The organism is Nocardia sp. NPDC051570 (assembly GCF_044454005.1).
Classification (GTDB): domain Bacteria; phylum Actinomycetota; class Actinomycetes; order Mycobacteriales; family Mycobacteriaceae; genus Nocardia.
Map to the genome: position 1 here is coordinate 187,601 of NZ_JBITDI010000003.1, position 12,484 is coordinate 200,084.

Annotated in this window: 1 protein-coding gene; it reads left to right on the plus strand. The window is 68.9% G+C overall.

The window, feature by feature from the left end; genetic code table 11:
- Positions 1 to 38 precede the first annotated feature (38 nt).
- Complete coding sequence (locus tag ACIA76_RS07945; RefSeq protein ID WP_397149810.1) at positions 39 to 12,335, plus strand: amino acid adenylation domain-containing protein; 12,297 nt, start codon at positions 39 to 41, stop codon at positions 12,333 to 12,335.
- Positions 12,336 to 12,484: the final 149 nt, after the last annotated feature.

Here is a 12,484-nt window from a genome sequence, read left to right on the forward strand (position 1 = left end):
ATGTTCGTAGTCGGGGGCAGGGGACACAATCAGTACGGGTGGCGCGGATGACGCGCCCCGCCCGCCAGCGCCCGGTGCGGGTTCGCCGCCCGCGCGCCACGACGCTGCCGCGCCTGATGACGACGGCGGTCGAGGCGAATCCCGAGGGTGTGGCGGTGATCCACGCCGACGCCACCGCGACCCTCGCCGAGGTGACCTATGCCGAGCTCGACGAGCGCTCGACGCGGTTGGCGCGGCTGCTCATCGCGCGCGGTATCGGACCGGAAGACCTGGTGGCTCTGGGCATTCCGCGTTCGGTGGACGCTGTCGTGGCGGTGTGGGCGGTCGCCAAGACCGGCGCGGGATTCCTGGCCGTCGATCCGAATCACCCCGCCGAGCGCATCACGCATCTGGTCACCGATTCCCGTGCGGTCCTGGGCCTCACCGTCACCGAGGTGGCGGCCGAGCTGCCCGATGCGCTCGAATGGCTGATCGTCGATTCCGCCGAACTCGGCCGGAGCCTGGCGGAGTTCCCGACCGATCCGGTGACCTATGAGGACCGGGTGCGGCCGTTGCGCGCCGAACATCCGGCCTATGTCATCTACACCTCGGGCTCCACGGGCCTGCCCAAGGGAGTGGCGGTGACGCATGCCGGATTATCGAATCTCTGCGATGAGCAGCGCGAACGCTTTCAGTTGACCAGCGCGGCGCGGGTGCTGCAGGTGGCATCGCCGTCATTCGACGCCTCGGTGTTCGAGCTGTTGATGGCGGTGGGTTCGGGGGCGACGCTGGTGGTGTCGGCTCCGGCGATATTCGGCGGCGCCGAGCTGACCGCGCTGATGCACCGGGAGGCGGTCACGCATGCGGTGATCACGCCGTCGGTGCTCGCCTCGCTGGATCCCGACGGCCTCACGACGCTGCGGATGGTGCTCGCGGCGGGTGAGGCATGTCCGCCGGAGCTGGTGCGGCGTTGGGCGGTGCCGATCGGGGAGGGCCGGATCCGGCACTTCTTCAACGGTTACGGGCCGACCGAGGCGACGATCATGGCCAATTGCGCCGAGCTGTCGCCGAATTCGCCGGTGACCATCGGCGGCCCGATTCGCGGTGCGGTCGAATACGTTCTGGACGAGCGCCTCGCGCAGGTGCACCCCGGGGCGGTCGGGGAGTTGTATATCGCCGGTCCGCTGCTGGCGCGCGGCTATCACCGACGGGCCTCGCTGACGGCGGCGCGTTTCGTGGCCGACCCCTTCGGGGTCCCAGGGGGCAGCTCGGAAGTAGTCCCAGGGGGCAGCTCGGACGATGGCTGCGGTTCTCGCCTGTACCGCACGGGTGATCTGGTGCGGCGCACGGCCGATGGCGATCTGGAATATCTGGGCCGCAACGATTTCCAGGTGAAGATCCGCGGTCTGCGGATCGAGCTCGGCGAGATCGATGAGGTGCTGGCCGGACACGAAACGGTCGATTTCGCGGTCACGGTCGGCTATGAGCTCGACAACGGCGTGACCGTGCTCGTGTCCTACGTCCATGCCGCCGAGCACGCCCGGGTGGAGGTCGAGCAGCTCACGGCGCTGGCCGCCCGGACGCTCCCGGCCCATATGGTGCCGACGGCCGTCCTCGTGCTCGACGAGATTCCGCTGACCCCGGTCGGAAAGCTGGACCGCGCCGCACTTCCCGCACCGGAGCTGCGCAGCCGGCCGTATCGAGCGCCGTCGGGTCCGCTCGAGGAGGCGGTCGCGGCCGTCTTCGCCGAACTGCTCGAGCGCGACGAGCCGATCGGCGCCGACGACGACTTCTTCGCCCTCGGCGGCAACTCCCTGCTCGCCACTCGGGTCGCCGCGCGACTCGGGTCGCAGCTGGGCACGCGTTTTCCCGCCCGGCTGCTGTTCGACGCGCCGACCGTCGCGGCGTTGGCGAGTCGGCCGGAGCTGCGCGCGGGTGCGGGAGCGCGGCCGCCGCTGATACCCGTCGAGCGTCCGGAACGGATTCCGCTCGCGCCCGCCCAGCAGCGGATCTGGTTCCTCAATCGGTTCGATACCGCGTCCGCGGTGAACAACATCCCCTTCGCGCTGCGGCTTTCGGGCGATATCGATGTGGACGCGCTGCGGGCCGCGATCGCCGATGTGGTGGCGCGGCACGAGACGCTGCGCACGGTCTATCCGGCCGTCGACGGCACCGGATATCAGGTCGTGCTGCCGCCGGAGCGCGCCGTCGCCGACCTCGCGCCCGAACCCGTCGCCCCGGACGAAATCGAGGGCCGGCTGACCGCCTTCGCGCTGGCCGGATTCGATGTGACCGCTGAGGTGCCGCTGCGCATCGCGCTGCTGCGCATCGATTCCGGCACAGCAGGATCCGACTATGTGCTGGCCCTGGTGATCCACCACATCGCGGCCGACGGCGCCTCCGTCGCCCCGCTGGTGCGGGATCTGGCGACCGCATATCTGGCCCGGCACGCGGGTAGCGCCCCGACCTGGGAACCGCTGCCGGTGCAGTACGCCGATTACACGCTGTGGCAGCGTGCGGCGCTGGGCGAGGAGACGGATCCGGATTCGGTCGCCACGCGCCAGATCGATTACTGGCGTACGGCTTTGGCGGGTCTGCCCGATCGGCTGGAGCTGCCCGCGGATCGGCCGCGGCCCGCGGTGATCTCCGGCCGCGGCGGGCAGTACGCCTTCGCGATCGATGCGACGATCCATGCGCGCCTGCTGGAAGTGGCCCGGCGCCACGGTTCCTCGCTGTTCATGGCAGCGCATGCGGCATTCGCCGTGCTGTTGGCGCGGCTGTCGGCCACCGACGATATCGCCGTCGGCACGCCGGTGGCCGGGCGCGGTGAGCGGGAGCTGGACGATCTCATCGGCATGTTCGTCAACATGCTCGTGTTGCGGACGAGTGTCGATCCTGCCGTGTCGTTCGTTGATCTGCTGGCGGTGGTGAAGGAGTCCGATCTCGGGGCGTTCTCGCATGGGGAGTTGCCGTTCGAGCGGTTGGTCGAGGTGTTGGATCCGGTGCGTTCGCAGGCGCATCATCCGCTGTTCCAGGTGGCGTTGTTCTTCCAGAATATGGACTCCCCGCAGTTGGAGCTGCCCGATCTGTCGGTGCGCGCGGTCGAATTCGACGGTGCGGTAGCGAAATTCGATCTGCAGCTGACGCTCGTCCCGCGCGAGAACGATGGCGCGCCGGACGGGTTCTCGGCGCTGTTCACCTATGCCGCCGACCTGTTCGACGCGGCCACCGTCGCCGGATTCGCCGATCGGTTCGTGCGCCTGCTGGTCGCGGTGACCGACGAGCCGGAGCGCGCGGTCGGTGCGATCGAACTGCTCTCCGATGTCGAACGCGGTCGAATCCTGCGGGGCTGGAACGATACTCGGCATGCGGTGGCGCCCGAGGGGCTGCTCGACGGCTATCGTCGCGCGGTGGTGCGGCATGCCGATGCGGTCGCGGTGACCTATGAGGGCTCCGACCTCACCTATGCGGAATTCGATGCCCGCGTCAATCGCCTTGCCCGCCTGCTGATCGCGCGCGGTGTGGGCCCGGAGACTTTGGTGGGCCTGGCCGTTCGCCGCTCGCTGGATCTGGTCGTGGGGATGTACGCGATCGTGGCGGCCGGTGGTGCGTATGTGCCGCTGGATCCGGATCATCCGGCCGAACGCATCGCGCATATCCTCGACACCGCCCGGCCGCTGTGCGTGCTGACCACCAGCCGCGATCGGGCCGAGCTTCCCAGGCTCGAGCCGATCGAGATCGATCGCCTCGATCTGTCCGGCCTGTCCGCCGATCCGATCGCCGACGCCGAGCGCCGCGCTCCCGTGCGGGGCGGGCATCCGGCCTACGTCATCTTCACCTCGGGCTCCACGGGCCGCCCCAAGGGTGTGGCCGTCTCGCACGGCGCGATCCACAACCAGATCGAGTGGATGCTCGCGCAGTATCCGCTGTGGCCCGGTGATGTGTATCTGCAGAAGACCGCGACGACGTTCGATGTGTCGTTGTGGGGTTGGTTCATGCCGTTGCGGACCGGTGCGAAGTTGGTGGTGGCCACGCACGATGGTCATCGGGATCCGGTATACGTCGCGGAAACCATTGCCGCGCAGGGTGTTACGGTCACCGACTTCGTCCCATCCATGCTGACGGTGTTCGCCGCGCAGGTGGGCGCCGGAGCGTGCCCGACCCTGCGCGACATCTTCGTCATCGGCGAGGCGCTGCCGCCGGAGACGGTGCGGGCGGTGCGCCGGATCAGCCGGGCCCGCGTCCACAATCTGTACGGGCCCACCGAGGCCGCGGTATCGGTGACCTATTGGGAGGCCCGCGATACCGATCGGCCGACCGTGCCGATCGGCCTGCCGCAGTGGAATACCCGGGTGTATGTGCTGGATTCGCGGTTGCGGCCGGTTCCGGCGGGGGTGCCGGGTGAGTTGTATCTGGCTGGTGATCAGTTGGCGCGTGGGTATGTGCGGCGTCCGGATCTGACGGCGGACCGGTTCGTGGCCGACCCCTTCGGGGAACTGAGAGGTTCCCGCATGTACCGCACCGGCGATCTGGTCGTCTGGCGTGCGGAGACCGCCGCGCTGCCCGCGCGGCTGGATTACCTGGGCCGCACCGATTTCCAGGTGAAGTTCCGTGGTCAGCGCATCGAGTTGGGCGAGATCGAGACCGCGCTGCTGGCTCAGCCGTCGGTGAGCCAGGCGGTGGCGTTGGTGATGGGTTCCGCGCTGGGCGATCAGCTGGTCGCCTATGCGGTGCCGATGCCCGGATATCGGATCGATGCGGGCGAATTGCGGGATGCGATCGGGAAAACCCTGCCCGCGTATATGGTTCCGGCGACCATCGTGGCGCTGGCGGCGTTTCCACTCAATGTCAGCGGTAAGCTCGACCGCAAGGCGCTGCCGGAGCCGACGTTCGCCGGACGCGAATTCCGCGCTCCCGCAACGCCGGTCGAGGAGATCGTGGCGGGCGTGTACGCCGATGTCCTCGACGTGGCACGCGTCGGCGCCGACGACGACTTCTTCGCCCTGGGCGGCAATTCGCTGATCGCCACCCGGGTGGTGGCGCGGCTGGGCGCACTGCTCGGGATCCGCATTCCGGTGCGGGCGCTGTTCGAGACATCCACCGTCGCGGGCCTGGCCGCTGCCGTCGAATCGCAGACGCACGGGCGACGGACCGTGCCGCTGGGCGATATCGAGCGGCCCGGCCGACTGCCGTTATCGCTGGCGCAGCGGCGCATGTGGTTCCTCAATCGCTTCGATCAGGCCGACGGTTCGGCGGCCTACAACCTGCCGTTCGCGCTGCGATTGAGCGGTGATCTGGAGGTGGCGGCGCTGTCGGCGGCGCTCGACGATGTGATCGTGCGGCATGAGGTGCTGCGCACGGTCTATCCGGAAACCCAGGAGGGCCCGGCACAGGTGATCCTGCCGCCGGATACCCGATTGGGTGTGGCCGTGGAACCGGTCGCGGCCGGGGAGGTGGCCGCCGCGGTGGTCGAATTGGCGGTGACGCCGTTCGATGTCACGGCCGAGGTGCCGATTCGCGTTCGGCTGCTGCGGATTTCGGATGCCCAGACGCCGGAGTACGTGCTGGCGGTCGTGGTGCATCACATCGCGGCCGATGGTTCGTCCATGGGTCCGCTGGTGCGCGATGTGATGACGGCGTATGCGGCGCGCACGGCGGGCGAGGCCCCGGGCTGGGCCCCGCTGCGGGTGCAGTACGCCGATTACGCCCTGTGGCAGCGCGCGGTGCTCGGCGACGAATCGGATTCGGATTCGATTGCCGCCCAGCAGATCTCCTACTGGCGTCGCGAGTTGTCCGGGCTGCCGGATCTGCTGGAGCTGCCGACGGATCGGCCGCGACCCGCGATGGCGACGCTGGCGGGTGGACGGGTGCCGTTCGCCGTCGATGCCGCGACCCATACCGGGCTGGTGAGCTTGGCGCGGGAGCACGGCGCGACGATGTTCATGGTTGTGCATACGGCGTTGGCGGTATTGCTGGCTCGGTTGTCGGGCAGTGACGACATCGCGATCGGTACTCCGGTGGCGGGCCGAGGTGAGGCCGAGCTGGATGATTTGATCGGTATGTTCGTGAATACGGTCGTGTTCCGGACGCGGGTCGATCGTGGTGAGTCGTTCGCGGACCTTCTCGTGCGACAGCGGGAAACGGATCTGCAGGCTTTCGCGCATGCGGATGTTCCGTTCGAGCGTTTGGTGGAGGTGCTCAATCCGCGGCGTTCCACGGCGCATCATCCGCTGTTCCAGGTCGGCCTGTCGTTCCAGAATGTGGCTCGTACCGAGTTGGAGCTGCCCGGGTTGAGTGTGGCGGGTGTGGATGCGGATCTGGATGTGTCGCAGTTCGATCTGCATCTGATCGTCGCTGACGCGTATGGCGAGGATGGTGGTGCGGCGGGTCTGGGTGGCTTCTTCACCTATGCCACAGACCTTTTCGACGCGGAGACCGTGACCACCGTCGCGCAGCGCCTGGCGCGGATGCTGTCCCAGGTCATCGCCGACGCGCGCACACCCGTGGGTGATCTGGCCGTACTCGACCCGACCGAACTGCACCGGGTCCTCACTCGCCCGAATGCCACCGGCTATCCGCTGAATTCGGCCGCGCTGCGCATGCCAGGCTTCGGCGGCCGTGAGCTGACCTTGGCCGGACTGCTGGAGTGCACGGTCGCTGTGGCGCCCGATACGACCGCACTCGTCGCCGACGACACCGGGCAGGTGCTCAGCTATGGCGAGCTCGGCGCGCGGGTGAATCGGCTTGCGCGGTATCTGATTTCGTTGGGCGTGGGTCCGGAGTCGCGGGTGGCGTTGGCGTTGCGTCGCTCGACCGATCTCGTGGTCGCGATGTACGCGGTGTCGGTCGCTGGTGGTGTGTATGTGCCGGTGGATCCGGATCAGCCCGCCGAGCGGACGGGCTATGTCCTGTCCACTGCCGCGCCGGTATGTGTGCTGACCAACGCCGCCGCGGAGTTCGAAACCGATGTGGCACCACTGATCCGGATCGATGAGCTGGCTTCGAGCGAGCTGTCGGATGCGGCGATCACCGATGCCGAGCGAGTATCCCCGCTGCGTCCGGAGAACACCGCATACGTGATCTTCACCTCCGGTTCGACGGGTCGTCCGAAGGGTGTGGCGGTTCCGCATGCCGCGGTGGTGAACCAATTGCTGTGGAAGACGGCTGAATTCGGTTTGGGCGTGGATGATGCGCTGCTGTTGAAGACCGCCGCGACGTTCGACTTGTCGGTATGGGAGTTCTGGTCCGCCGCGGCATCGGGTGCTCGCCTCGTGCTCGCCACCGTCGACGGCCACCGCGACCCCGCCTATCTCACCGACCTCATGACCCGCACGGGCATCACCACGCTGCACGTCGTCCCATCCATGCTCGACGCCCTGCTGGCCGATGGCGGCCTGCCGCCCCTGCGCCGAGTACTGGCGATCGGCGAGGCCCTGCCCGGGGCACTGGCGCAACGGTTCCGATCCGCGCACCCCGACACCGATCTGTTCAACCTGTACGGCCCGACCGAGGCCGCCGTCTCGATCACCACTCACGAGGTGACCGATGCGGACCGGACCTCGGTGCCGATCGGTGTCCCGGAGTGGAACAGTCAGGTCTACGTGCTGGATTCGCGCCTGCACCCGGTCCCCGAGGGCATATCCGGCGAACTGTATCTGGCAGGCGCGCAACTCGCCCGCGGCTACTTCGCCCGCCCCGACCTGACCGCGGACCGCTTCGTGGCCAACCCCTTCGGAACCCCGGGCGCCCGCATGTACCGCACCGGTGACCTTGTCGCCTGGAGCAACGGTGAGTTGGAATATCGGGGTCGCACGGACTTCCAGGTGAAGATCCGTGGTTTCCGGATCGAGCTCGGTGAGATCGAGGCCGCGCTGCGGGCGTTGCCGCAGATCGCGCAGACGGCCGTTGTGGCGAGGTCGGATGAGCGTGCGGGCGATCGGTTGGTCGCCTACCTGGTCCCGTCCGGTTCGGATCTGGATGTGGCGCAGGTGAAGTCGGCGCTGTCGGCGGCGTTGCCGTCGTATATGGTGCCGTCGGCTTTCGTGGTCCTGGATGCTTTGCCGTTGAATGTGAACGGCAAGTTGGATCGGAAGGCGTTGCCGGAGCCGGAGTTCGAGAGCATCGCGTTCCGGGCGCCGTCGACTCCGATCGAGGAGGTTGTGGCGTCGGTGTATGCCGATATTCTCGGTGTGGATCGTGTCGGTGCCGATGATGATTTCTTCGCTCTCGGTGGTAACTCGTTGCTGGCCACCCAGGTCGCCGCCCGCATCGGCGCGGCCCTGGACACCCGCGTCTCCGTGCGGAGCATGTTCGAATCCCCGACCGTCACCGCGCTGGCCGCGGCCGTGGAACGCTCCACCGAGCGCCCACGCCCGGCACTCGTGGCCATCGAACGCCCCGAGACGATCCCGCTGTCGTTCGCGCAGCAGCGGATGTGGTTCCTCAATCAGTTCGATCCGTCGGCGGCGGTGTACAACATCCCGGTGGCGATCCGGTTGTCCGGTGCGCTCGATGTGGACGCGCTGCGGGAGGCGGTCGCGGATCTGGTTGCGCGGCACGAGATCCTGCGCACCACCTATCCGCTCACCGCGACCGGACCGGTCCAGGTCATCCACTCCGCGCGCACGATCGATATCGACCTGACGCCGCGGGAGGTGACGAGCGCGCGGATCGAGGCGGTCGTGACCGAGACCGTCTCGGCGGGCTTCGACGTGACCACCGAAATCCCCTTCCGCACAGCGCTGCTGCGCCTGGAACCGGCCGAGCACATCCTGGTGTTCGTGGCCCATCACATCGCCACCGACGGCTGGTCCATGGGCCCGCTCACCCGCGATCTCGTCCTGGCCTACACCGGACGCGCGGCGGGGGAGCCGCCCGCCTGGTCGCCGCTGCCGGTGCAGTACGCCGACTACGCGCTGTGGCAGCAGCGCGCGCTCGGCGCCGAGGACGATCCGGAATCGGCACTGGCCCAGCAGATCTCCTACTGGCGCGCCGAATTGGCCGCGCTGCCCGAACAAGTGGATCTGCCCGCCGATCGGCCCCGCCCGGCCGTCGCCACCTATCGCGGCGCGACCGTCTCGTTCGATATCGACGCCGAACTGCACCGCGCGCTGAAAGACCTGGCGCGCAGGCATAATTCGACGCTGTTCATGATCGCGCACGCCGCGCTGGCGGTGCTGCTGGCCCGGCTGTCGGGCACCCGCGACATCGCCATCGGCACGCCCATCGCCGGGCGCGGCGAGGCGGCGCTGGACGAGCTGGTCGGCATGTTCGTCAACACCCTCGTGCTGCGCACCGAGATCGACCCGGGCAGCACGGTCGCGGACCTGCTGGGCGGCGTGCGCCGCACCGATATCGCCGCCTTCGCCCACGCCGATGTCCCGTTCGAGCGGCTGGTCGAACTGCTCGATCCGGTCCGCTCGACGGCCCGGCATCCGCTGTTCCAGGTGGCGCTGGCCTTCCAGAACCTGACCGCGAGCGAGCTGCGGCTGCCCGGGCTGACCGTCTCCGGCCTGGACGCGCTCCCGACCCCGGCCAAGTTCGACCTGCAGCTCACCCTCGCCGAACGCACGGATCCCACCGGCACGGCCCAGGGCCTGTCCGCCGCGCTGACCTATGCGACCGATCTGTTCGACGAGGCCACCGTCCTCGGCTTCGCCGACCGCTTCCGCCGCATCCTGACCGGATTGGCCGCGGCCGACACCGTGATCGGGGATATCGAGCTGCGCACCGAGGCCGAGCGCGAACGGGCGCTGCGGCAGTGGAACGCGCCGCTCGCGCCGCCGCGCACGATACCGGCACCGTCCCTGGTCGCCCTGATCGAGGGACAGGCGCGGCTGCGGCCCACCGCCGTCGCCGTGCGGGCGGGCGAGGCGACACTGAGCTTCGCCGAACTCGACCGCCGGGCCAACCGGCTCGCCCGCGCCCTCATCGCGGGCGGGGTCGGCCCGGAATCCCTGGTGGCCGTGTCGGTTCCGCGCACCGAGGAGCTGCCGGTCGCCCTGCTGGCGATCCTGAAGGCCGGGGCGGGCTATCTGCCCATCGACACCACCTATCCGCGCCGGCGACTGGAATTCCTGCTCGCCGACGCCGCACCGGCGTATGTACTCACCACGACCGAGATGTGGGAGACCCTGCCGCAGCACGATATTCCGACGCTGCTGCTGCACCGGGCGGAGGGCTTCGACGATGCGCCGATCACCGATGCCGACCGGCGCGCGCCACTGCATCCCGACCATCTCGCCTACGTCATCTACACCTCCGGATCGACCGGCATCCCCAAGGGCGTCGGTGTCACGCACCGGAATGTGCTGCAGCTGTTGGCCAATGCGCAGCCGCTGTTCCACTTCGACCACACCGACGTGTGGACGATGTTCCACTCCTTCGCCTTCGACTTCTCGGTGTGGGAGCTGTGGGCCGCCCTCGCCACCGGCGGCAGCGTGGTCGTGGTCGACTATCTGACCTCTCGCTCGCCGGAACAGTTCCGGGAGTTGCTGATTCGCGAACGGGTGACCGTCCTCGACCAGACGCCCTCGGCGTTCTATCAGCTGATGGCCGCCGATCAGGCGGCCGGACGCGGCGATTTCGCGCTGCGCCACATCGTATTCGGCGGTGAGGCGCTGGATCTGCGCCGGGTGGCGTCCTGGCAGGCCGATCATCCCGAGGCCCGCCTGGTCAACATGTACGGCATCACCGAGACCACGGTGCACGTATCGTTCCTGGCGCTCGACGAGCGGCTCGCGGCCGCCTCGGCCAGCGTCATCGGCCGCCCGCTACCGGGCCTCGAGGTCCATATCCTCGACGCCCGGCTGCATCCGGTCCCGGCCGATGTGCCGGGGGAGATGTACGTTGCGGGCGAACAACTCTCGCGCGGATACCTCGGTCGCCCGGGCCTGACCGCGACCCGCTTCGTCGCCAACCCCTATGGCCCGCCCGGTTCGCGGCTGTACCGCTCCGGCGACCTCGGCCGCTGGCACGAGAGCGGCGATCGGGCCCGGCTCGAGTATGCGGGCCGCGGCGATCAGCAGATCCAATTGCGTGGTTTCCGTATCGAACTCGGCGAGATCGAGGCGGCCCTGCTGCGCTGTGCGGGCGTCGGCCAGGCCGCGGCGGTGGTGCGGCACGACGAGCGCGTGGGCGACCGACTGGTGGGTTATGTCGTGGCCGACCGGGATCCGGCGGCACTGCGCACCGAGGTGAGCGAATTCCTCACCGGCTATATGGTTCCCGACGCGATCATGGTGCTGGACGCGCTGCCGCTCACCCCGAACGGCAAACTCGACCGCCGCGCGCTGCCCGCGCCGGAGATCATGCGCGACAACACCTTCCGAGCACCCGGTACCGACACCGAACTGGCCGTCGCCGGGGTCTTCGCCGACCTGCTGGGCGTGGAATCCGCCGGACTCGACGACGACTTCTTCTCCCTCGGCGGCAATTCGCTGCTCGCGACCCGCGCGGTGGCGCGGCTGCGCGAGGCGACCGGCGTCCGCGTCGAGGTGGCGTGGTTGTTCGGCGATGCCACCGTCGCCGGTCTGGCCCGCCGCATCGCCGCGCCGGAACCCGCCGCCTCGGCCTTCGACGTGCTGCTGCCGCTGCGGGCGGGCACCGGGGATCCGCTGTTCTGTATCCATCCGATGTACGGATTGGCCTGGGCCTATTCGGGTCTCGCGGCCTATCTGCCGCAGCGCCCGCTGTGGGGCCTGCAGTCGCCCGCGCTGAGCGAGGATTACGTGCCGGAGTCGTTGCGGGAGATGGTGATTCGCTACGTCGCCGAGATCCGCACCGTGCAGCCGCATGGGCCGTATCGGGTGCTGGGGTGGTCGCTGGGCGGTGTGCTGGCCCATGGGATCGCCACCGAACTGCAGGCCGCGGGCGAATCGGTGGCGCTGCTGGCGATCCTGGACGCCTATCCGAATCTGGATGTCGCCGACTTCCGCACCACCCTGCGCGGCGCGCTCGCCGAGCTCGGGATCGGACCGGACTTCCTGCCCGACGGCGATCTGCACGAGCTGAGCGAGGAGGCGCTGGCCTTCCTGCACGCGACCATTCCGGCCGACGTGATCACGCTCACGTCCGAGCAGGTCCGCCGGATCTACCGCGGCGCGGTGCGCTCGGCCGAACTGGTGGCCGACCATCGGCCGGAGGTGTTCCGCGGCACGGTCGAATTCTTCCGGGCCGCCTGCGACCCGGGCAATGTCGCCCGCGATCTCGCCGCCTCGGATTGGCGGCCGTATGTGGACGGCGAGATCGTCGAATACCCCGTCGGAACCACGCATGAGGAGTTGGCGAGTCCGGCCGGACTGGCCGAGATCGGACCGATTCTGGCCCGGCTGGATCAACCCGGACCCACGGTGTGACCGGCCCGTCCGGTACCGGACAATGGTCTGGTTCCGCTGCGGCCGGCCCTCCGGTCGGGATGTCGGTGTGGTGATAACAGACGCGCCCGCCGTGCTCGATTGACCTAGGGTGGCGCTGGGACGGCACGGAGAGCGACAACAGCGAGGGT